Raw genomic sequence first — 19842 nt, 5'->3', positions numbered from 1 at the left:
CGCCTTACAGCCAGCCTGGCCACCAGTCCGGATATCTGGGCTTGAGCTGGTTGAGGTAGTGGCCGCCCCCCAGCTGGTTCATCTGCTGGCGGATCCAGGCGGAGCGACGCAGGATGTAGCCATCCGGGCGGCCCGCGCTCCAGCGCAGCGGGTTGGGCAGCACGGCGGCCAGTTGGCTGGCCTGCTGGCGATTCAGGTAGGGCGCGCCGACGCCGAAGTGCTGTTGCGCGGCGGCCTCGGCGCCGAAGACGCCGTCACCCCATTCCACGCTGTTGAGGTACACCTCGAGAATGCGCTCTTTCGACCAGAGCAGCTCGATCAGCGCGGTGAACCAGGCTTCCAGGCCCTTGCGCAGCCAGCTGCGGCCGGACCAGAGGAACAGATTCTTCGCCACCTGCTGACTCAGCGTGCTGGCGCCGCGCAACGAGCCGCCATTCTGGTTGTGCTGCAGGGCGGCCTGGATGGCGCCGAGATCGAAGCCCCAGTGGTTGGCGAACTTCTGGTCTTCCGCAGCGATCACCGCCATCTTCAGGCTGTCCGGCAGCTCGTTCCAGGGTCGCCACTGGCGCTTGAGTTCGAGGGGCTGCTCGCTGCCCCAGGACTCGATCTTGCGTTCGATCATCAGGGCCGTGCCGGGTGGCGGCACCCAGCGCAGGGCGAGCACCAGCAGCACGCTGGCCAGGATCAGCCAGAGCAGGAGTTTCAGCAGGCGGCGGGTCAGTGCTCGGAGCATGAGGCTTCGCAGTTATGAAATCAGCCGCTATTAAAACAAAAAATCGCCTGGAGCGATTTTTGACGTCGCTCCGCGACGGCCCGAAGGGTTGCCGCCAGGGATGGCAGGCCACAAAAAATCGCCGGGAGCGATTTTTGACGTCGCCTCGCGACGGCCCGAAGGGTTGCCGCCAGGGATGGCAGGCAACAAAAAGCGCTGGAGAAACTCCAGCGCGCACGCAGGATTGGCCGCGGGTGTGACAATAACAACCACTGCGCCCGCCGGCGCAGTGGTTAAACTGCGTCCACATCGACCTCATCAGGAGTTTCCATGGCCCGCCTCTGGTTGCTGTTATCCGCTTTCGCCGGCTTTACCGGTGTCGCCCTGGGTGCCTTCGCGGCTCATGGCCTGAAACACAAGCTGACGCCCGACTACCTGGCGGTGTTCCAGACGGGGACGCACTACCAGCTGGTGCATGCGCTGGCGCTGTTCGGTGTCGGCCTGCTGGCCCTGCATGTACCGGGGCGCCTGGTCAATCTGGCCGGCACGGCGTTCGCCGTGGGCATCGTGCTGTTCTCGGGCAGCCTCTACGGGCTCACCCTCAGTGGCATCGGCAAGTTGGGCATGATCACCCCATTCGGTGGTGTGGCCTTCCTCGTCGGCTGGCTGTGTCTGGGCCTGAGCGCCTGGAAAATGACCTGACCCTGGCGTCAGATGGCAGGGTCTGTTGCCGTTTCGGTGGGTGCGAAGCGGCAACAGACCCTATGACGAATGGCGCCTTTTAGCCTTGGTAGCGGCTGGCTATCGGGCTAGAATGCCGGCCCTCTTTCTAGTTATGACCGAGCCGTCATGCGCATTCAATTGAATGGTGAACTCTTCGAACTGCCGGAAAACCAGAGCGTCGCCGACCTGTTGGTTCGCCTCGATCTGACCGGCCGTCGCGTGGCGGTCGAGCTCAACCTGGACATCGTTCCACGCAGCCAGCACGACAGCACGCCGCTCGCCGAAGGCGACCAGGTGGAAGTGGTGCACGCCATCGGCGGCGGTTGATCCCTCTGAGGAGTTTCCCATGAGCCAAGTTCGCAGCGACAAGCCCTTCGTACTGGCCGGTCGTACCTTCCAGTCGCGTCTGCTGGTCGGCACCGGCAAGTACAAGGATATGGACGAAACCCGTGATGCCATCGCCGCTTCCGGCGCCGAGATCGTCACCGTGGCGGTGCGCCGTACCAACATCGGCCAGAATCCGGGTGAGCCGAACCTGCTCGACGTGATCAGCCCCGACAAGTACACCATCCTGCCCAATACCGCCGGCTGCTTTGATGCGGTCGAGGCCGTGCGCACCTGCCGCCTGGCGCGCGAGCTGCTCGATGGTCACAACCTGGTGAAGCTGGAAGTCCTGGCTGACCAGAAGACCCTGTTCCCCAATGTCATCGAAACCATCAAGGCCGCCGAAGTGCTGGTCAAGGATGGCTTCGACGTGATGGTGTACACCAGCGACGACCCGATCATCGCCCGCCAGCTGGCCGAGATCGGCTGCATCGCGGTGATGCCGCTGGCCGGCCTGATCGGCTCTGGCCTGGGCATCTGCAACCCGTACAACCTGCGCATCATCCTCGAGGAGGCCAAGGTGCCGGTGCTGGTCGATGCCGGTGTGGGCACGGCCTCCGATGCCGCCATTGCCATGGAACTGGGCTGCGAGGGCGTGCTGCTCAACAGCGCCATCGCCCACGCGCAGGACCCGATCCTCATGGCCCGCGCCATGCAGCATGCGGTCGAAGCCGGTCGTCTGGCCTACCTGGCCGGGCGCATGCCGAAGAAACTCTATGCCAGCGCCTCATCCCCGCTGGATGGCCTGATCAAGTAAGGACGATTGACTGCGCGTCGGCCCCGCCGCGTCAAAACAGGCTCGGAACGCCGCTTGCGGCTGACGCACTTTCCAGTGCGGCCGTGAAGCGAGTAACGCTCATGTGCTTCGGCACCGTCGTCCGCGACGCCGAGCGTTCCTTGCCTGTTCCGCCGAAGGCAGTGCAGGCCTTGCATGGCTCCGGCCCGCGAAATCGTAAAGCATTCTAGAAGAGCACAGCATGACTGACACCCAACAGCCCGAACTGACCGAAGACGGTCGCCAGCGCCGTACCATCAAGAGTTTCGTGATGCGTGCCGGGCGCATGACCGAAGGCCAGCAGCGCGGCCTGGACAAGGGCTGGCCGCTGTTCGGCCTGGAGCTGGAAGACGGCCTGCGCGATTTCGACCAGGTCTTCGGCCGCAGCGCGCCGCGCACCTTCGAGATCGGTTTCGGCATGGGCCATTCCACCCTGGAAATGGCTGCGGCTGCGCCGGAGCATGACTTCATCGGCGTCGAAGTGCACAAGCCGGGCGTGGGCGCACTGCTCAACGGGGTGATGACGCAGAACCTGAGCAACCTGCGCGTCTACAGCTGCGATGCTCTGGAAGTGCTGCGCGACTGCGTGGCCGATGCCAGCCTGGATCGCGTGCTGCTGTTCTTCCCCGACCCGTGGCACAAGGCCCGTCACCACAAGCGCCGCATCGTCCAGCCGGCCTTCGCCGAACTGGTCCGCAGCAAGTTGAAGGTCGGCGGGGTGCTGCACATGGCCACGGACTGGGAGAACTATGCTGAGCACATGCTTGAGGTGATGAACGCCGCGCCTGGTTATCGCAACCTGGCCGCCGACGGCACCTACGTGCCGCGCCCCGAGGAGCGCCCGGTGACCAAGTTCGAGCGCCGCGGCGAGCGTCTCGGGCATGGCGTGTGGGACCTCAAGTTCCAGCGTCAGGAGTAAGACCACGCTGCTTGCGATTGACCGGCAGGATGCACGATTAGATCGGGACAACCCGACGGCCAGGATGGCGCCTCACCTCAGAACACAACAACGATAAGCACGCTCACAGAGGGCGTGCAGGTATTGGCGACGCCGCTGTCATGGCGTCGCGAGGAGAGCATTGTGTTGAGATCGGTTTCCCTTCTTCTGCTGACTGCCCTGGCATTTCAGGCGCAGGCCAAGATCGATGCCAGCCAGGCAGCCCGCCTGGGGCAGGACCTGACCCCGCTGGGTGGCGAGCGCGCAGGCAATGCCAGCGGCACCATCCCCGCCTGGACCGGTGGCCTGGCCACGCCGCCTGCGGGCTACCGGCCGGGCATGCATCACCCTGATCCCTATGCCGACGACAAACTGCTGTACCGCGTCGACAGCCAGAACCTGGCGCAGTACGAGCAACTGCTGCCGGTTGGCCTGAAGACGCTGCTGCAGCAGAACCCCAGCTTCTACCTGCGGGTGTTCCCGACCCGTCGCAGCGCGGCGGCGCCCCAGCGGATCTACGACGCGACGCGTTTCAATGCGCTCAACGCCGAACTGATCTCCGGTGGCAACGGTGTGCAGGGCGCTGCGGCCGGCGTGCCCTTCCCGTTGCCGCAGAACGGCCAGGAAGCCATCTGGAACCACATCATGCGCTACCGTGGCGACCAGATCAGCATGGCCACCAACCAGGCCGCCGTGCTCTCCAATGGCAGCTACAACCTGCTCAAGCTCGAGCGTGACATCTACTTCCTCTACGGGCGCGATGGCGTTGCCCCGCAGGACCTGGACAACACCCTGTTCTACTACAAGTACAAGGTGGTGGCGCCGGCCAAGCTGGCCGGCTCGGCCCTGGTGGTGCAGGAGACCCTCGACCAGGTCCTGGCCATTCGCAAGGCCTGGCGTTTCAACCGTGGCGAACGCCGCGTACGGCGCCTGCCGATGCTCGCCTACGACACCCTGCAGCCGGACACCAACGGCATGGCCACCGCCGACCAGGTGGACTCCTACAACGGTGCGCCGGATCGCTACGAATGGCAGTTGCTGGGCAAGCGCGAGATGTTGATGCCCTACAACAGCTATGCCGTGCACCAGCGCGGTATTCCCTACGCCGACATCCTGCAGGCCAAACACGTCAACCCGGAGCTGTTGCGCTACGAACTGCACCGCGTCTGGGTGGTGGAAGCCGAGCTGCGCAAGGGCTTCAGCCATCCCTACGGCAAGCGTCGTTTCTACCTGGACGAGGACAGCTGGCAGATTCTCGCCGTCGACCTGTATGACCGCAGCGGCGCGTTGATCGGCCTGCAGGAGGCGCACCCGATTAGCTACTACGACGTGCCGATGTTCGGCTCGACCCTGGAGACCATCTACGACCTCAAGGGTGGGCGCTACTTCGCCGACGGCCTCGACAACAACGAGCCGATGTACGACTTCAATGCCAAGTTGAGCCCGCGCGACTTCACCCCGCAGGCCCTGCGCCGCGAAGGCAACTGAAGCCGCCTCAGGGGCGCGACCAGGCCATCGTCAGCTGCGCCTGGCCGGTGTGCGGGTCGTGCCCCTGAGCGATCACCTCGAAGCCGGCGCGACGGTAGAAGGCGGTTGCCCGCCCGTTGGCCTGGTAGACATCCAGTTCGAGCCGCGTGCGCTCGGCCATGACGGCCTCCAGCAACTGCAGGCCCAGACCGCAGCCCTGCTGCTCCGGGCTGACGAACAGCGCCGCGAGGCGCCCTTCATGCACGGATGCAAAGGCCAGGGGCGTGCCGCCCTGTTCCAGCACCAGCGTTTCGGCCTGCGGCAGATAGTGCTCGCGCATCGCGCCGAGCTGATCGCGCCAGAATGCCTCGGGTACGAAGTCGTGGGCCTGTAGCGAGGCGCTCAGCCAGATGTCGAGCAGCGCGTCGCAGTCAGTGTTCAGGTAGGGGCGGATCATGATGACGTCCTGTCGGGTCGAGTTCTGTGTATGGCGCCGCTGCCGGTGGTCGCTCACCGGCACTGGCGTGAGCCGGGCTAGTTGCGATCGGCGAGGATGCCGATGACCACGAAGATCAGAATCAGCACCGGTGCCAGGGTGAAGTTGTTGAAGTACGTCAGGCCCTTGGTCAGCCAGGGCGTGAGGAAGATGATCGCCAGGCCGTAGCCGACCGCGCAGAAGATCACGAACAGCAGGGTACGCAGGACGAAATTGAGATTGCCGATGGTGCGCTGGACCCAGGCATTGATCAGCGGGCCGAACAGCACCAGCAGGGTGGCCATGATGGCCAGGGAGATGTCGCTGAGGTGGCTGCGACTCCAGCGTGACAGGGTGACGATCAGGTCCAGTAGCAGATCCATGCAGGCTCCTTGGTAACGGTCGGTGCAGCACTGCCGGTGGCTGCACGAGCGAAGCGCACAAGCCTACCGGATTGCGGCCCTGCAGTGGGTGATCTAGGCCAGGAACAGCTGCAGCAGGTCGTTGAGAAACAGCTGGCCCCTGGCCGTGGCGACCAGACGCCTGTCGTCGGCCTGCAGCAGGCCCAGGCGTTCGCCCTCGCGCCGTGCGCCGTCGAGCTGTGCGAGTGGCAGGCCGGTGCGCTGGCTGAACAGCTCGACAGGCGCGCCCTCGGTCAGGCGCAGCACGTTCATCAGGAATTCGAACGGCAGCTCCTCGGCATCCAGCACGCGTTCGCCGGCCTGGTAGGCCTTGCTCGGGTCGAGGTAGTCCTTGGGCAGGCGCGTCTTCCAGGTTCGCAGGATGCGCCCGTCCGGTGTGCTCCGCTTGGCGTGGGCGCCGGCGCCGATGCCGAGAAAGTCACCGAAGGTCCAGTAGTTGAGGTTGTGCCGTGCCTGCCGCCCGGGACGGGCATAGGCGGAGACCTCGTACTGGGCGTAGCCCTCGGCGGCCAGCAGGGCCTGGCCGGCTTCCTGAATGTCCCACAGCAGGTCGTCCTCGGGCAGCTGCGGCGGCTGGCTCCAGAACACCGTGTTCGGCTCCATGGTCAGCTGGTACCAGGACAGGTGCGTCGGGGCCTGGGCGATGGCCGTGCGCAGGTCGAACAGGGCGTCCTCGATGCTCTGCTCGGGCAGGCCGTGCATCAGGTCGAGGTTGAAGTTGTCGAAGCCGGCGGCGCGCGCCATATCGGCGGCGCGAATCGCCTCGTCGCCATTGTGGATACGGCCCAGTGCCTTGAGCTTGGCCTCCTGGAAACTCTGCACGCCGATCGACAGGCGATTGATGCCCAGGCTGCGGTAGCCCTTGAACTTGGCCTGCTCGAAGGTGCCCGGATTGGCTTCCAGGGTGATCTCGATGTCGTCGGCGAAGGCGATGCGTCGCTCGACGCCCTCCAGCAAGCGCCCCAGCGCCCGGTCGGAGAACAGGCTGGGCGTGCCACCGCCGAAGAAGATCGAGGTCAGCGGTCGGCCATGGGCATGCTGCAGATCGCTGTCGAGATCGGCGAGCAGCGCGTCGACGTACTCCTCTTCCGGCAGGGTCGGCCCGGCCGCGTGGGAGTTGAAGTCGCAATAGGGACATTTGCGCACGCACCACGGGATGTGGATGTAGAGCGCCAGAGGCGGCAGCTCGAAGCCGCAAGCCGCAAGCTGCAAGTTCTCAGCGTTCTTGCTTGCGGCTTGTGGCTTGTCGCTTGCAACTTTCATAGCCCCAGGCGCTGCTTGAACAGTGCCATGGCGCGGGCGCGGTGGCTCAGGCGGTTCTTCTGTTCGGCTGGCAGTTCGGCGCTGGAGCAGCCGCTTTCCGGCACCCAGAACAGTGGGTCGTAGCCGAAGCCGTGTTCGCCGCGCGCCTCGTGCAGGATGCTGCCGTGCCACAGGCCTTCGCAGAGGATCGGCAGCGGGTCATCGGCATGGCGCACCAAGGCCAGGGCGCAGACGAACTGCGCGCCGCGCTGGGCATCCGGCACGTCTTTCAGGGCGTCGAGCAGCTTGGCGTTGTTCGCCGCATCGCCCTTGCCATCGGCGTAGCGCGCGGAGTAGATGCCGGGCGCGCCCCCCAGGTAGTCCACCGCCAGGCCGGAGTCGTCGGCCAGCGCCGGCAGGCCGGAGATGCGTGCGGCGTTGCGCGCCTTGAGGATGGCGTTCTCGACGAACGACAGACCGGTCTCCTCCGGCTCGACCTGGCTGAATTCGCCGATCGAGCGCACGCGCACGGCATCGCCGAGCATGGCCTGCAGCTCCTTGAGCTTGCCGGCGTTGTGGCTGGCCAGTACCAGTTCCTTGAAGCCATTCACGGGGTCAGTCATCCGGGAACATTTCCTGGTTGAAGGTGATGCGGTGTGCGTCGTCGCCCTGACGCACGTTCAGGGTGAAGCTCAGCACTTCGCGCGTCTTGAACGGGAACTGCGCCAGGTAGTAGATGGCGTCGCCCTCGCTGACCTGACGGAAGCTCAGCGCGGTGCTCTTGCCCAGCAGGTCCTTCACCTCGCCGTCGACCACGGCGGTGCTGGCCTTGCCGGCCTTGAGCACGGCGACGTTGATCACGCCCTGGGTCTTGCTGCGGGTCAGGCCGGCGGCTGCGGCGATGTCCGGTTGGATGAAGCTGGAGTTGAAGACGCTGTAGTGGACGTCGAGATCGCCGAAGCTCTGCTTGCGTTCTGCGGCAGCCGGCAAGGCCAGGCACAGGGCGATCAGGAAGGGGATGATGCGGCGCATGGTGTTCTCCTCGTTCAGACCGCGACGCGGCGGGCGGCAGGCTCCGCACCGCTGATGCGATAGATGCCGATCTCGCCCAGCAGGTTGGGCCAGGCGCGGCTTGCAAGGCCATGGCGGTGTTCGCGGTCCACCGCCAGGCGTTCTTCCACACGTGCTCCTTGAGCATGGCACAGGCGCTCGAAGTCTTCGAAGGTGCAGAAGTGAATGTTCGGTGTGTTGTACCAGGTGTAGGGCAGGAAGTCCGAAACCGGCATGCGACCTTTTGTCGTCAGGTACCAGCGGCAGCGCCAGTGGCCGAAGTTGGGGAAGGTGATGATGCAGGTCTTGCCGACGCGCAGCATCTCGGCCAGCACCTTGTCCGGGTAGTGCAGCGCCTGCAGCGACTGGGTCATCACCACCACGTCGAAGCTGTTGCTGGCGAAGTTGCCGAGCCCCAGGTCGAGGTTCTGCTCGATGACGTTGACGCCGCGCTCGATGCACAGGGCGATCTTGTCCGGGTCGATCTCCAGGCCGTAGCCGGAAACCTGCTTGTTGTCGCGCAGCCAGGCGAGCAGCTCGCCGTCGCCGCAGCCCAGGTCGAGCACGCGACTGCCCGGGGCGATCCACTCCTGGATGATGTCCAGATCCGCTCGCATGCTCATACCTCGATTCGCTTCATGTAACTGCCGAACGCCTGCAGGTAGCGCGGGATCGGCATGAGGAAGGCGTCATGGCCTTGCGGGGCGTCGATCTCCAGGTAGCAGACGTTCTTCTTCGCCGCCGTCAGGGCGTCGACGATTTCCCGCGAGCGGGCGGGGGAGAAGCGCCAGTCGGTGGTGAAGGACATCAGGCAGAAATCCGCCTTGGCCACGGCCAGGGTCTGCGCCAGGTCGCCATCCTGTGCGGCAGCCGGGTCGAAGTAGTCCAGCGCCTTGGTCATCAGCAGGTAGGTGTTGGCGTCGAAGCGGCCGGAGAACTCCTCGCCCTGGTAGCGCAGGTAGCTCTCGACCTGGAACTCGACGCTGTGGAAGTCGTAGTTGAGCTTCTCGCTCTTCAGGCCACGGCCGAATTTCTCGCCCATGGCGTCATCGGACAGGTAGGTGATGTGGCCGACCATGCGCGCCAGCATCAGGCCGCGCTTGGGAATCACGCCCTGCTCCTGGAAATGGCCGCCATGGAATTCCGGGTCGGTGAGGATGGCCTGGCGCGCCACTTCGTTGAAGGCGATGTTCTGCGCCGACAGCTTGGGTGCCGAGGCGATGGCCAGGCAGTGACGCACGCGCTCCGGGTAGCTGATGGTCCACTGCATGGCCTGCATGCCGCCGAGGCTGCCACCGATCACGGCGGCCCAGCGCTCGATACCGAGCTGGTCGGCCAGGCGTGCCTGGCTGTGCACCCAGTCTTCCACGGTCATCACCGGAAAGTCGGCGCCGTAGGGCTTGCCGGTGGCCGGGTTGGCGCTGCCGGGGCCGGTGGAACCGTTGCAGCCGCCGAGGTTGTTGAGGCTGACGACGAAGAACTTGCGGGTGTCGATGGGCTTGCCGGGGCCGATGCAGCTGTCCCACCAGCCGGGTTTGCGGTCGTCCGGGCTGTGGTAGCCGGCGGCGTGGTGGTGGCCGGACAGGGCATGGCAGATCAGCACGGCGTTGCTGCGTGCGGCGTTGAGTTCGCCATAGGTTTCGACGACCAGTTCGTACTCGGTCAGGCTGCGGCCGCAGGCCAGGGCCAATGGTTCGCTGAACTTGAACACCTGGGGACTGACCAGGCCGACGGAATCTTCGGGAAAGGCAGTGGGCATGGAGTCGCTGCTAAGGAATCGGAGGAGGGCGCCAGTCTAAAGAGCGAGGCTGACAGCGGCAAGCGAGCGGGCACTCCAGCTGCGCGCCACGCCGCGCCCAAGGGTGCGGCGCGGAGTGAACGGCCAGCGCGTGTCGTCGTGGCTTGCCGGGTCAGCGGCGTACCGCGGTTGGCAGGTTCACCACCTTACCCTGGCGCTGCACGGGCGCCGGACGCCGCAGGATGCGCAGCATGTCGGCAGCCTGGGCCAGTTGCTGTTCCAGCTCGTCCTTGTAGCGCGCCAGTTGCTGGCTGCGCTTGCGCGTCTGCTGGGTTTCCTGGGCCAGTGCCTTGAGCCGCAGCATGTGGCTTTCCAGCATCTGCTTGTGTTCCAGCGTGTGCTGCATCAGCGGCATCAGGGCGTCGGCCGCCCAATGTTCGGCATCCCGGCGCAGGCGCTGGTGCAGGCCGATCACTTCTTGCGCCAGGGTGGCGAAGAAGCGGCGGGTGAGGCTGCGCTGCTCGGTCAGCAGCGTCTTGACGTGCAGGCGGAACTGGTCGCCCTTGGCCTGCAGCTTGTTCAGCTCGCGCAGGTAGCGCTGGATCTTGAACTGCGGCGCATCGACACCGTTCAGCGGGTTGTCTTCGTTGTGCCGGCGGTAGATGGCGGCGACCATCTTGTTGGCCATCTCGGCCTCGTGCTGCAGGTTGTGCAGGTCGTGCTCCACGCTGCGGAAGAAGTGCAGGATGGCCTGGTTGATGCCCAGGGTGGTCCAGCTGCCGGTGAGGTTGCGGCGCACGGCACCGAGGTGCTCGTCCAGGCGTTCGCTGCGCGCGGCGTGGCGCAGCAGCTGGCCCTGGCGGTTGAGCAGGCGCTGGTTGGTCTTCAGGCCGAGCAGGCGCTTGTGATGCAGGGTGTGGTCTTCCTTGGTCTTGGCGGTCAGCTCGAACAGCAGCTGGCCATTGTCCTGCTGGTGGTTGCCGAGCAGGGCGAGCTGTTCGCTGACCTTCTCCAGGCGCAGGTTGAGCACGTGCTGGCTGTTGTTCAGCAGGGCCAGGACCTGGCGTACCACATGGTCCTCGATCAGGCGCTCCTTCTGCGCCACGATGCGCTCGCAGAGCAGGGTCTCCAGCTGCGTCATCTGGCTGCGGGCCAGCAGCTCCTCGTCCTTGCGCACCTTGGCCAGCAGCGCCTGCTTGGCCGAGAGCGGCAGCACGTCCTGCTGGGCGATGCCCAGTTGCTTGGCGGTTGCGCTCTGGATCTGGCTGATGGCGTTCTGCACGAAGGCCTCGCCGGCCAGGTCGTCCCACAGCACGTCGATCTTGTTCAGGACGGCGAACAGGCAGGTCTGGGTGTCTTCATCGAGCTGGCGGATATGCTGCTGCCAGATGCTCATGTCGCTGGCCGTGACGCCACTGTCGGCGGCCAGCAGGAAGATGATCGCCTGGGCGTTGGGCAGCATCGACAGGGTCAGTTCCGGCTCGCTGCCCAGGGCGTTCAGGCCGGGGGTGTCGAGAATGCGCAGGCCCTGGCGCAGCAGCGGGTGGTCGAAGTTGACCATGGCGTGACGCCAGGCCGGCACCAGCACCTGGCCGCGCTTGCCGGTGCCCTCGAGCATGTCCGGATGGAAGCCGAGCTGGATCGCCTGTTCCACCGGCATGGGCTTGGTCTTGGCCACCTGGCTGAAGGCCAGGGCCATGTTGGCTGGGTCGCTGGTGTCCAGCGGGATGTTCACCCAGTGCCGGGGAATGCGCTTGAACTGCGCGACGCTGGCGGAGGCCGTGCGCGTTTCGATCGGCAGCAGGCGGATGTAGGGGCGTTCCGAACGGGGGTCGAAGAACAGCTCGGTGGGGCACATGGTGGTGCGCCCGGCGTGCGAGGGCAGCATGCGCTGGCCGTACTCGGAGAAGAACAGGCTGTTGATCAGCTCGGTCTTGCCGCGGGAGAACTCACCGACGAAAGCCAGGGTGATGTGATCGGTGCGCAGGATCTTCAGCGCGCGTTCGAGCTTGGCCTGAACGGCGTCGGAGTTGAGGCGGTTCTGTTCCAGCCAGCTGCGATAGCGCGTGATCTCGCGCATCAGCTCGCGCTTCCAGGCAACGTAGGCGTCGACCTGTTGGCTGAGACGTTCCATGCTCATCCTGGCTCTCCTGTCGCAAGGGCAGCGGCTTGCCGGTTAAGGGGTTGAGTGGCTACGCGCTCACCGTCGTCGTGACGGGGCGCGGGTTGGCCGCCAGGACGCACGGCATTCGCAAGAATATTCTGCATTATGCGAGACGCGAAGCTGGCGTCAATTGCCTGCCTGTCAGTCCCGCCTTATGGTCGGGTATGGGGGCTGAGCGGTCATGTTCAGGCGCGCTGCAGTCCCGGCAGGGGCGGCAGGCTTTTCGGGGCGTGGATACGCAGGCGCTTCTGACGGTTGAGCTCGCCGCTTTCCAGGCTCACCTGGCTCTTGGCAACGCCGAAGGCCTTGGCCAGGAACGCCTGCAGCTGCGCGTTGGCCTTGCCCTCCACCGGCGGCGCGGTCAGGCGGATCTTCAGCCGCTCACCATGCAGCCCGGCGAACTCGTCCTTGCTCGCCTTGGGCTGCAGGTGACAGTCGAGGATCAGGTCCTCGCCGTCCCAGCGGAAGTAGCTCACCGCCTCAGAGGAACGGGCTGAGCATCGGCGGCAGGCCGGTGTAGGCTGCCAGGCTGCCGATGATGAAGCGGTCCGCGAGGTTGATCGCGATGAACGCGAAGATCGGCGAGATGTCCAGGCCGCCGAGGTTCGGCAGCAGGCGGCGGAAGGGCGCCAGCAGCGGCTCGCAGATCTGGTTCACCAGCTGGGCGCCGGGGTTGTAGCTGCCCGGTGCGACCCAGGAGAGGATCACGCTGACGATCAGGGCGAAGAAGAACACCTTGAGGAACAGCGAGGTCACGCCGATCACCGACCACACCAGCAGCTGCAGGATGAAGCCGCCGACGTTGTAGCCCATCAGGGTCAGGGTGACCACCATCAGGACCAGCTGGACCAGGATGGCCAGGACCAGCGAGGCCAGGTCCAGCCCGGAGAAGCCGGGGATGATCCGGCGCAGCGGCGTCAGCAGCGGCTGGGTGGCCTTGACCACGAACTGGCTCAGCGGGTTGTAGAAGTCGGCCCTGACCAGCTGCAGTATGAAACGCAGCAGCACGATCAGCAGGTACAGGCTGCCGAGGGTCTGGATGATGTAGATCAGCGCTTCGATGAGTCCGGACATGCTGTCTCCTTATTGACCGAGCTGTTCGGCCAGTTCGGCGGAACGGTTGGCGGCGGCATTGAGTGCCTGTTGCACCAGCGCTTCGAAGCCGCCGGCCTGGAAGGTTTTGATCGCCGCTTCGGTGGTGCCGTTCGGCGAGGTGACGCGGCGGCGCAGCTCGGCTGCGTCGACATCGCTCTCGCTGGCCATGCGTGCGGCGCCCAGTGCGGTCTGGATGCTCAGCTGCGCGGCGGTCTCGCGCGGCAGGCCGAGCTGCTCGCCGGCAGCGGTCATCGCTTCGATCAGCAGGAAGAAATAGGCCGGGCCGCTGCCGGATACAGCGGTCACGGCGTCGAGCTGGCTTTCCTCGTCCAGCCACAGGGCCAGGCCCACGGCGCTCAGGACCTGCTCCGCCTGCGCCTTCTGCGCGCTGCTGACTCGTGGATTGGCGAACAGGCCGGAAACGCCCTGACGCAGCAGGGCCGGCGTATTGGGCATGCAGCGCACCAGCGGGCGTTCACCCAGCCAGCCTTCCAGGCTGGCGCAACTGATGCCGGCGGCGATGGAGATGATCACCTGGTTGGGCGCGAGGTGCGGCGCCAGGTCCAGGCAGACCGCTTTCATGACCTGCGGCTTGACCGCCAGGACGATCAGGTCGGCGCCGGCGATGGCCTCGGCGTTGTTGCCGAAGGTGGCGATGCCGTGTGCCTGTTGCAGGCGCTCACGCTGCTCGGTGCCCGGTTCGCTGGCACGGATGGCGCTGGCCTCCACACCCTGGGCGCGCAGGCCGCCAATCAGGCTGGCGGCCATGTTGCCGGCGCCGACGAAGGTGATGATCGGGTTGCTCATTGCAGGAATTCCTTCATTCAGTGAGTGGGCTGGCCGTAGTCGCGGGCGCCGAACAGGGCGGTGCCGATGCGTACCCAGGTGGCGCCTTCGGCGATGGCGGCCTCCAGGTCATGGCTCATGCCCATGGACAGGGTGTCGAGGCTCAGCGCCAGGTCGTCGCGCAACTGGCGCAGGCGAGCGAAGGCGGCGTGTTGCGCGGCGATATCGTCGGTGGCTTCGGGAATCGCCATCAGCCCGCGCAACCTGAGGTTGGGCAGGGCGCTGATGGCCCTGGCCAGCTCCGGCAGTTCCTCGGGGCTGCAGCCGGATTTGCTGGCCTCGAGGCTGACGTTGACCTGCAGGCAGATGTTCAGCGCGGGCAGGTGCGCCGGGCGCTGGTCGGACAGGCGTTGGGCGATTTTCAGGCGATCCACCGAATGTACCCAGTCGAAATGCTCGGCGATGGGCCGGGTCTTGTTCGACTGAATGGGGCCGATGAAGTGCCAGATCAAGGGCAGGTCGCTCAAAGCGGCCTGTTTTTCCAGGGCTTCCTGCAGGTAGTTCTCGCCAAAATCGCGCAGGCCGGCGGCATGGGCCTCGCGAACGGCGTCCGCGGGCTTGGTCTTGCTCACCGCCAGCAGGCCGATATCCTGCAAATTGCGCTGCGAGGCTTGCGCCGCCTCACGGATGCGCGCACCGACCTTTGCAATATTCTCTGCTATCGTGGACATTACTTGCGCTCTATCAGCCCTGCCGTTCGAGAGGGTGTCTACACGTCGCTGTGCCCGGCCATTCCGCGCTGGAATCAGCCGAAAAATGCTCATGTACGGCTCGTACGTGCCACTTTTCGCCTGATTGCACCCCGCCTGACCGCTGCGCGCTGCCGTGTGAACACCGTCCAATGGGTCGCGGCATTCTACCTGCTTGCTTGTAATTGGGGAGTCCCATGGATATCACTGAGCTGCTTGCCTTCAGCGCCAAGCAAGGCGCGTCGGATTTGCACCTCTCGGCCGGTCTGCCGCCGATGATCCGCGTAGACGGCGATGTTCGCCGCATCAACCTGCCGCCGCTGGATCACAAGCAGGTGCATGCGCTGATCTACGACATCATGAATGACAAGCAGCGCAAGGATTTCGAAGAGTTCCTCGAGACCGACTTCTCCTTCGAAGTGCCTGGCGTCGCGCGTTTCCGGGTCAACGCCTTCAACCAGAACCGTGGCGCCGGTGCGGTGTTCCGTACCATTCCGTCCAAGGTCCTGACCATGGAAGACCTCGGCATGGGCGACGTGTTCCGCAAGATCACCGACGTGCCGCGCGGCCTGGTGCTGGTCACCGGCCCGACCGGTTCGGGCAAGTCGACCACCCTGGCGGCGATGCTCGACTACCTCAACAGCAACAAGTACCACCACATCCTCACCATCGAAGACCCGATCGAATTCGTTCACGAGTCGAAGAAATGCCTGGTCAACCAGCGCGAGGTGCACCGCGATACCCACGGCTTCTCCGAAGCCCTGCGCTCGGCACTGCGGGAAGACCCGGACATCATCCTGGTCGGTGAGATGCGTGACCTAGAGACCATCCGCCTGGCGCTGACCGCCGCGGAAACCGGTCACCTGGTCTTCGGCACCCTGCACACCACCTCCGCCGCCAAGACCATCGACCGGGTGGTCGACGTGTTCCCGGCCGAGGAGAAGTCGATGGTTCGCTCGATGCTCTCCGAATCGCTGCAGGCGGTGATCTCGCAGACCCTGCTGAAGAAGATCGGCGGTGGTCGTGTGGCCGCTCACGAAATCATGATCGGTACGCCGGCCATCCGTAACCTGATCCGTGAGGACAAGGTCGCGCAGATGTACTCGGCGATCCAGACCGGTGGTGCGCTGGGCATGCAGACCCTCGATGCCTGCCTCAAGACCCTGGTCAGCAAGGGGTTGGTCAGCCGCGACAGTGCGCGGGAAAAGGCCAAGACCCCGGAAAACTTCTAAACCGTTCGGCCGGCGCGTGTGGAGCACGCCCGCATGCGCCGCTGAGTGCCGAACAGTGCGTGTGGATTTGCGAGAGCGACGATGGAATTCGAAAAACTGCTGCGCCTGATGGTCGAAAAAGGTGGTTCCGACCTGTTCATCACTGCCGGCGTGCCGCCGTCGATGAAGGTCAACGGCAAGATCATGCCCGTGACCAAGAACCCCATGTCGCCGGAGCAGACTCGCGAAACCGTGCTCGGCGTGATGAACGAGGCGCAGCGCCGCGATTTCGCCGAGAACCACGAGTGCAACTTCGCCATCAGTGCGCGCGGCATCGGTCGTTTCCGCGTCAGTGCCTTCTACCAGCGCAACCTGGTGGGCATGGTGCTGCGTCGCATCGAGACCAACATCCCCACCATCGATGACCTCAAGCTGCCGGAAATCCTCAAGAAGCTGGCGCTGACCAAGCGCGGCCTGGTGCTGTTCGTCGGTGCGACCGGTACCGGTAAGTCCACCTCGCTGGCGGCGATGATCGGCTACCGCAACAAGAACAGCAGCGGCCACATCATCTCCATCGAAGATCCGATCGAGTACATCCACCAGCACCAGAACTGCATCGTCACCCAGCGCGAGGTCGGCATCGACACCGAGTCCTTCGAGGTGGCGCTGAAGAACACCCTGCGTCAGGCGCCGGACGTGATCCTCATCGGTGAGGTGCGTACCCGCGAGACCATGGACCACGCCGTGGCATTCGCCGAGACCGGTCACCTGTGCCTGGCGACCCTGCACGCCAACAACGCCAACCAGGCGCTGGACCGCATCATCAACTTCTTCCCGGCGGACCGGCAGAACCAGGTGTGGATGGACCTGTCGCTCAACCTCAAGGCCATCGTCGCCCAGCAGCTGGTGCCGACGCCGGATGGCAAGGGCCGCCGTGCGGTGATCGAGGTGCTGATCAACACCCCGCTGGCTGCCGACCTGATCCGCAAGGGTGAGGTGCACGAGCTCAAGGGCCTGATGAAGCGCTCCACCGAGCAGGGCATGCAGACCTTCGACCAGGCGCTGTACAACCTCTACACCCAGGGCGAGATCACCTACGAAGATGCCTTGCTCTACGCCGACTCGGCGAACGACCTGCGTCTGATGATCAAGCTCGGTTCGGAGACCGATGGCGACCACCTCACCAGCATGGCCAAGGGCCTGGAGCTGGAGGTCAGCGAGGAAGATCCGGGGCGTCGCTTCCGCTGATGCCTGAGAGGGGACGCAAGGCGTCCCCTTCGTTCATCCGGGCAATGCGTTTGCCCTTCCTGCCGGCCAGCACCCGTGCCTGGCCATCGCGCTGGGCACCGGCGCGCGCCTCGCTCATCAATTGCGGGATCAGTGGGCCTTCCGGCAGGTTCTTCCAGAACCTCAGCGGCAAGTGCTGTTGCATGGCCGTGCGATTGAGCCGCGCCGGGTTGAAGGTGCTGCCGTAATAGGCGCGCCACAGCGCCTGACCACTGTCATCGGGGTGCTGCGCCCAATCCTGCCACTGGGCCGGACAGTGCCGCTCGTGCTGCAGGCGCTGGCCATCCCAGTACACGCCGTCGCGCGGTGTTGCGATCAGCCAGCTGTGCTTGCCCAGGCGTTCGGCGAAATGGCCACTGGCCGCGGCGAGGATGTCGTGAGCGGGCTCGAACCAGGCGACGAAGTCCGGCGCAGCGGGGGCCATGCATGGCTGGAAGCGCACGAAGGCATGCAGGTGATGGGCCTCGCGGCGCACGGCCTTGAGGCGACGGTGCAGCTCGCTGCCGTCGGGGTCGCCGGCCAGCACGGCGCTGCGCTCACCCTGGACGAAGCGCCAGAGTACGCGGTAGAGCAGGCTCCAGCGCTCATCGCCGCGATACTGCGCGGCGCTCTCCAGCAGTTCCAGCAGCTCGGGCGATACGCGCAGACGTCCGCTGGGTTCCTGCGTCCGCTCGGCAGGCTGGTCGAACAGGCCGGGGGCCGCCTCGTCGTCCTGCCATTGCAGTTGATGCGGCGCCAGGCCTTGTAGCAGGGCACGGCGCGCCACCTGGCGCCAGGTGGCGAAGGTGCCGTCGAAGCGCAGGCAGTGCATCACCACAGCGCCATCTGCGCAGGGGTATCGCGCAGTTGCTGGCGCAGCACCACGGACTCGTGTTCGCCACGCGGTGGCCGGTAGTCCTGGGTGACGATGAACGGTTTGGCCTTCTCCAGCACGCAGCGCAGGCGGGTCAGGTCTTCGAAGCGGATGCGTCGTTCCCGTCTCAGCGCCCCCAGGCGGCGTGCGCTCAGCACGCCGATGCCCGGAACGCGGGCGATCAGGGTTTCGTCGGCGCGGTTGAGGTCGACGGGAAACTGCTCGCGGTTGGCCAGTGCCCAGGCCAGCTTGGGGTCGATGTCCAGTGCCAGGTTGCCGGGGCCGTCGAGCAGCTCGGTGGCGCTGAAGCCGTAGCCGCGCATGAGGAAGTCGGCCTGGTACAGGCGGTGTTCGCGCAGCAGTGGCGGGGCTTCGAACGGCACGCTCCCGGGGCTCTGCGGAATCGGGCTGAAGGCCGAGTAGTAGACGCGGCGCAGGCGGTAGTCGTGGTACAGGCTCTGGGCGTTGTGCAGGATGGTGCTGTCATCGGTGGCGTCGGCGCCGACGATCATCTGCGTGCTCTGCCCGGCCGGGGCGAAGCGCGGCGCCCGCCGTTCTTCCCGTGCTTCGCGTTCGCCCTGGTGGATGTTGTGCATGGCCTGGTGAATGCTGCCGACATTCTTCTCCGGGGCCAGGCGGACCAGGCTGGTCTCGGTGGGAAGCTCGATGTTGACGCTGAGGCGGTCGGCATACAGGCCGGCCTCGGCGATCAGCTCCGGCGCGGCGTCGGGAATGGTCTTGAGATGGATGTAGCCACGGAACTGGTGCTGTTCGCGCAGCAGCCTGGCGACGCGGATCAGCTGCTCCATGGTGTAGTCGGCCGAGCGGATGATGCCGGAGCTGAGGAACAGGCCGCTGATGCAGTTGCGCTTGTAGAAGTCGAGGGTCAGGGTGACCACTTCCTCGGGGGTGAAGCGCGCACGTGGCACGTCGCTGGAGCGGCGATTGATGCAGTACTGGCAGTCGTACAGGCAGAAATTGGTCAGCAGGACCTTGAGCAGCGCCACGCAGCGGCCATCCGGCGTGTAGCTGTGGCAGATGCCCATGCCGTTGGTCGAGCCGATGCCGTCCTTGCCCCTGGAACTGCGCTTGGGTGCGCCGCTGCTGGCGCAGGAGGCGTCGTACTTGGCGGCGTCGGCGAGGATGGTGAGTTTTTCGATCAGTTGCATGGCGGGCGATATCGATACTGTTTTTTTATACAGTATATGGGCGCCGTACAGCTATCAAGCAGTTCGTCCTGTTGCCTTGTCATGGCAGGCGTGCAACCTTCGCCTGGCGCGCAGCGTCTGAATCGTATCTCGCACAAGGAGTTCGTCATGCAACGACAGGACACGCACAGCAAGCTGATCGGCTACCTGCTGTGGATCTTCGGTTTCCTCGGTTCGCACCGTTTCTACTACGGCAAGCCGGTCACCGGCACCATCTGGTTCTTCACCCTCGGCCTGTTCTTCATCGGCTGGATCATCGACCTGTTCCTGATCCCCTCGATGGACCGCGAGGCCGACCTGCGCTTCACCGCCGGCGACACCGACTACAACGTGGCCTGGATCCTGCTGACCTTCCTCGGTGTGTTCGGCGTGCATCGCATGTACCAGGGCAAGTGGATCACCGGGATCATCTACCTGTTCACCGGCGGTCTGTTCCTGATCGGCGTGCTCTACGATTTCTGGACGCTGAACACGCAGGTTTCGCTGAAGAACGCGCAGCGCGCTTGAGCGGCAGAGGCCGGCGCTATGCACGGTCTGCTCCCTCTCAAGCAAGCGTCAGAGGGG

Annotated in this window: 23 protein-coding genes; 8 read left to right on the top strand and 15 right to left on the bottom strand. The window is 65.2% G+C overall.

All coding sequences use genetic code 11. From position 1 onward, the window contains the following. Positions 1-4: 4 nt before the first annotated feature. The gene (mtgA, locus tag EWH21_RS22530; RefSeq protein WP_179555059.1) at positions 5-733 is read right to left on the bottom strand and encodes a monofunctional biosynthetic peptidoglycan transglycosylase; all 729 of its coding nucleotides are present in this window, start codon (positions 731-733) and stop codon (positions 5-7) included. A gap of 309 nt (positions 734-1042) precedes the next feature. Between mtgA and EWH21_RS22525 the strand changes: the two genes are divergently transcribed. From EWH21_RS22525 to EWH21_RS22505, 5 genes are all read left to right on the top strand, one after another. Further along, positions 1043-1414, top strand: a complete 372-nt coding sequence (locus tag EWH21_RS22525; RefSeq protein ID WP_037056587.1) for a DUF423 domain-containing protein — start codon at positions 1043-1045, stop codon at positions 1412-1414. A gap of 147 nt (positions 1415-1561) precedes the next feature. Beyond that, entirely contained in the window at positions 1562-1762 is a 201-nt protein-coding gene (gene thiS, locus EWH21_RS22520; protein ID WP_277699370.1) for a sulfur carrier protein ThiS, read from the top strand. A 19-nt stretch (positions 1763-1781) separates the two neighbouring features. After that, complete coding sequence (locus EWH21_RS22515) at positions 1782-2576, top strand: thiazole synthase (protein WP_037056582.1); 795 nt, start codon at positions 1782-1784, stop codon at positions 2574-2576. Between the two features lie 220 nt (positions 2577-2796). Further along, positions 2797-3513, top strand: coding sequence for a tRNA (guanosine(46)-N7)-methyltransferase TrmB (gene trmB, locus EWH21_RS22510; RefSeq protein WP_047585838.1), 717 nt, complete (start codon positions 2797-2799; stop codon positions 3511-3513). A 162-nt stretch (positions 3514-3675) separates the two neighbouring features. Then, positions 3676-5019: a DUF1329 domain-containing protein gene (locus tag EWH21_RS22505; protein ID WP_277699369.1), complete on the top strand. Its 1344-nt coding sequence runs from the start codon at positions 3676-3678 to the stop codon at positions 5017-5019. Positions 5020-5026: 7 nt separating this feature from the next. On the opposite strand, the gene EWH21_RS22500 is transcribed toward EWH21_RS22505, so the two are convergent. The 12 genes from EWH21_RS22500 to EWH21_RS22445 all read right to left on the bottom strand — a co-directional run bounded on the left by EWH21_RS22500 (position 5027) and on the right by EWH21_RS22445 (position 14701). Further along, positions 5027-5455 carry a GNAT family N-acetyltransferase gene (locus EWH21_RS22500; RefSeq protein WP_037056575.1) on the bottom strand — a complete coding sequence of 143 codons (429 nt, stop codon included), beginning with the start codon at positions 5453-5455 and terminating at the stop codon, positions 5027-5029. A gap of 77 nt (positions 5456-5532) precedes the next feature. Further along, a complete protein-coding gene (locus EWH21_RS22495; RefSeq protein WP_037056572.1) occupies positions 5533-5856 on the bottom strand; it encodes a DUF3392 domain-containing protein in 324 nt (107 codons plus the stop codon). 93 nt (positions 5857-5949) lie between these two features. Then, positions 5950-7158: a radical SAM family heme chaperone HemW gene (hemW, locus tag EWH21_RS22490; protein WP_277699368.1), complete on the bottom strand. Its 1209-nt coding sequence runs from the start codon at positions 7156-7158 to the stop codon at positions 5950-5952. Continuing rightward, a complete protein-coding gene (gene rdgB / locus EWH21_RS22485) occupies positions 7155-7748 on the bottom strand; it encodes an RdgB/HAM1 family non-canonical purine NTP pyrophosphatase (protein ID WP_134676520.1) in 594 nt (197 codons plus the stop codon). Before rdgB ends, hemW begins: the two co-directional genes overlap by 4 nt. Positions 7749-7752: 4 nt before the next feature. Continuing rightward, positions 7753-8169: a DUF4426 domain-containing protein gene (locus EWH21_RS22480; RefSeq protein ID WP_047585832.1), complete on the bottom strand. Its 417-nt coding sequence runs from the start codon at positions 8167-8169 to the stop codon at positions 7753-7755. A 14-nt stretch (positions 8170-8183) separates the two neighbouring features. Beyond that, positions 8184-8804 carry a methionine biosynthesis protein MetW gene (gene metW, locus EWH21_RS22475; RefSeq protein WP_037056553.1) on the bottom strand — a complete coding sequence of 207 codons (621 nt, stop codon included), beginning with the start codon at positions 8802-8804 and terminating at the stop codon, positions 8184-8186. 2 nt (positions 8805-8806) lie between these two features. Beyond that, a complete protein-coding gene (locus tag EWH21_RS22470; protein ID WP_037056551.1) occupies positions 8807-9946 on the bottom strand; it encodes a homoserine O-acetyltransferase in 1140 nt (379 codons plus the stop codon). A gap of 151 nt (positions 9947-10097) precedes the next feature. Further along, positions 10098-12065, bottom strand: a complete 1968-nt coding sequence (locus EWH21_RS22465) for a dynamin-like GTPase family protein (RefSeq protein ID WP_037056548.1) — start codon at positions 12063-12065, stop codon at positions 10098-10100. Between the two features lie 209 nt (positions 12066-12274). After that, positions 12275-12565, bottom strand: a complete 291-nt coding sequence (locus EWH21_RS22460; RefSeq protein ID WP_037056545.1) for a DUF167 domain-containing protein — start codon at positions 12563-12565, stop codon at positions 12275-12277. 4 nt (positions 12566-12569) lie between these two features. Beyond that, positions 12570-13163: a YggT family protein gene (locus EWH21_RS22455; RefSeq protein WP_037056544.1), complete on the bottom strand. Its 594-nt coding sequence runs from the start codon at positions 13161-13163 to the stop codon at positions 12570-12572. 9 nt (positions 13164-13172) lie between these two features. Further along, positions 13173-13991: a pyrroline-5-carboxylate reductase gene (proC, locus tag EWH21_RS22450; RefSeq protein ID WP_037056542.1), complete on the bottom strand. Its 819-nt coding sequence runs from the start codon at positions 13989-13991 to the stop codon at positions 13173-13175. A 17-nt stretch (positions 13992-14008) separates the two neighbouring features. Further along, positions 14009-14701: a YggS family pyridoxal phosphate-dependent enzyme gene (locus EWH21_RS22445; RefSeq protein WP_277699366.1), complete on the bottom strand. Its 693-nt coding sequence runs from the start codon at positions 14699-14701 to the stop codon at positions 14009-14011. A gap of 215 nt (positions 14702-14916) precedes the next feature. Here EWH21_RS22445 and EWH21_RS22440 point away from each other — a divergent pair, with 215 nt between their 5' ends. Then, on the top strand, positions 14917-15951 hold the full coding sequence (locus EWH21_RS22440) for a type IV pilus twitching motility protein PilT (RefSeq protein WP_037056538.1): 1035 nt from the start codon (positions 14917-14919) through the stop codon (positions 15949-15951). Between the two features lie 81 nt (positions 15952-16032). Beyond that, positions 16033-17178, top strand: a complete 1146-nt coding sequence (locus EWH21_RS22435; protein ID WP_037056536.1) for a PilT/PilU family type 4a pilus ATPase — start codon at positions 16033-16035, stop codon at positions 17176-17178. Here EWH21_RS22435 and EWH21_RS22430 read toward each other — a convergent pair. Together EWH21_RS22430 and EWH21_RS22425 are read right to left on the bottom strand one after the other, a co-directional pair. Beyond that, the gene (locus EWH21_RS22430) at positions 17144-18028 is read right to left on the bottom strand and encodes a TIGR03915 family putative DNA repair protein (RefSeq protein WP_277699365.1); all 885 of its coding nucleotides are present in this window, start codon (positions 18026-18028) and stop codon (positions 17144-17146) included. The two genes, EWH21_RS22435 and EWH21_RS22430, sit on opposite strands and share 35 nt — an antisense overlap. Then, a complete protein-coding gene (locus tag EWH21_RS22425) occupies positions 18028-19239 on the bottom strand; it encodes a putative DNA modification/repair radical SAM protein (RefSeq protein WP_134676428.1) in 1212 nt (403 codons plus the stop codon). Before EWH21_RS22425 ends, EWH21_RS22430 begins: the two co-directional genes overlap by 1 nt. A 147-nt stretch (positions 19240-19386) precedes the next feature. On the opposite strand from EWH21_RS22425, the gene EWH21_RS22420 reads away from it, so the two are divergent. Next, entirely contained in the window at positions 19387-19785 is a 399-nt protein-coding gene (locus tag EWH21_RS22420) for a TM2 domain-containing protein (protein WP_037056528.1), read from the top strand. Positions 19786-19842: the final 57 nt, after the last annotated feature.

Origin of the sequence: Pseudomonas sp. REST10, from assembly GCF_029542605.1 — a bacterium.
Classification (GTDB): Bacteria; Pseudomonadota; Gammaproteobacteria; order Pseudomonadales; family Pseudomonadaceae; genus Aquipseudomonas; species Aquipseudomonas khazarica.
The sequence above is the reverse complement of the archived record's forward strand: the minus strand, read 5'-3'. Positions and strand labels throughout refer to the sequence as shown.

Excerpts from the sequence above, each read along its gene's own strand:
- hemW (WP_277699368.1), bottom strand. The coding sequence starts at position 7,158 with ATGAAAGTTGCAAGCGACAAGCCACAAGCCGCAAGCAAGAACGCTGAG.
- EWH21_RS22480 (WP_047585832.1), bottom strand. The coding sequence starts at position 8,169 with ATGCGCCGCATCATCCCCTTCCTGATCGCCCTGTGCCTGGCCTTGCCG.
- EWH21_RS22430 (WP_277699365.1), bottom strand. The coding sequence starts at position 18,028 with ATGCACTGCCTGCGCTTCGACGGCACCTTCGCCACCTGGCGCCAGGTG.
- trmB (WP_047585838.1), top strand. The coding sequence starts at position 2,797 with ATGACTGACACCCAACAGCCCGAACTGACCGAAGACGGTCGCCAGCGC.
- metW (WP_037056553.1), bottom strand. The coding sequence starts at position 8,804 with ATGCGAGCGGATCTGGACATCATCCAGGAGTGGATCGCCCCGGGCAGT.
- EWH21_RS22435 (WP_037056536.1), top strand. The coding sequence starts at position 16,033 with ATGGAATTCGAAAAACTGCTGCGCCTGATGGTCGAAAAAGGTGGTTCC.
- EWH21_RS22465 (WP_037056548.1), bottom strand. The coding sequence starts at position 12,065 with ATGAGCATGGAACGTCTCAGCCAACAGGTCGACGCCTACGTTGCCTGG.
- EWH21_RS22525 (WP_037056587.1), top strand. The coding sequence starts at position 1,043 with ATGGCCCGCCTCTGGTTGCTGTTATCCGCTTTCGCCGGCTTTACCGGT.
- EWH21_RS22470 (WP_037056551.1), bottom strand. The coding sequence starts at position 9,946 with ATGCCCACTGCCTTTCCCGAAGATTCCGTCGGCCTGGTCAGTCCCCAG.
- EWH21_RS22500 (WP_037056575.1), bottom strand. The coding sequence starts at position 5,455 with ATGATCCGCCCCTACCTGAACACTGACTGCGACGCGCTGCTCGACATC.
- EWH21_RS22420 (WP_037056528.1), top strand. The coding sequence starts at position 19,387 with ATGCAACGACAGGACACGCACAGCAAGCTGATCGGCTACCTGCTGTGG.
- EWH21_RS22515 (WP_037056582.1), top strand. The coding sequence starts at position 1,782 with ATGAGCCAAGTTCGCAGCGACAAGCCCTTCGTACTGGCCGGTCGTACC.
- mtgA (WP_179555059.1), bottom strand. The coding sequence starts at position 733 with ATGCTCCGAGCACTGACCCGCCGCCTGCTGAAACTCCTGCTCTGGCTG.
- proC (WP_037056542.1), bottom strand. The coding sequence starts at position 13,991 with ATGAGCAACCCGATCATCACCTTCGTCGGCGCCGGCAACATGGCCGCC.
- thiS (WP_277699370.1), top strand. The coding sequence starts at position 1,562 with ATGCGCATTCAATTGAATGGTGAACTCTTCGAACTGCCGGAAAACCAG.
- EWH21_RS22455 (WP_037056544.1), bottom strand. The coding sequence starts at position 13,163 with ATGTCCGGACTCATCGAAGCGCTGATCTACATCATCCAGACCCTCGGC.
- EWH21_RS22445 (WP_277699366.1), bottom strand. The coding sequence starts at position 14,701 with ATGTCCACGATAGCAGAGAATATTGCAAAGGTCGGTGCGCGCATCCGT.
- EWH21_RS22440 (WP_037056538.1), top strand. The coding sequence starts at position 14,917 with ATGGATATCACTGAGCTGCTTGCCTTCAGCGCCAAGCAAGGCGCGTCG.
- EWH21_RS22425 (WP_134676428.1), bottom strand. The coding sequence starts at position 19,239 with ATGCAACTGATCGAAAAACTCACCATCCTCGCCGACGCCGCCAAGTAC.
- EWH21_RS22495 (WP_037056572.1), bottom strand. The coding sequence starts at position 5,856 with ATGGATCTGCTACTGGACCTGATCGTCACCCTGTCACGCTGGAGTCGC.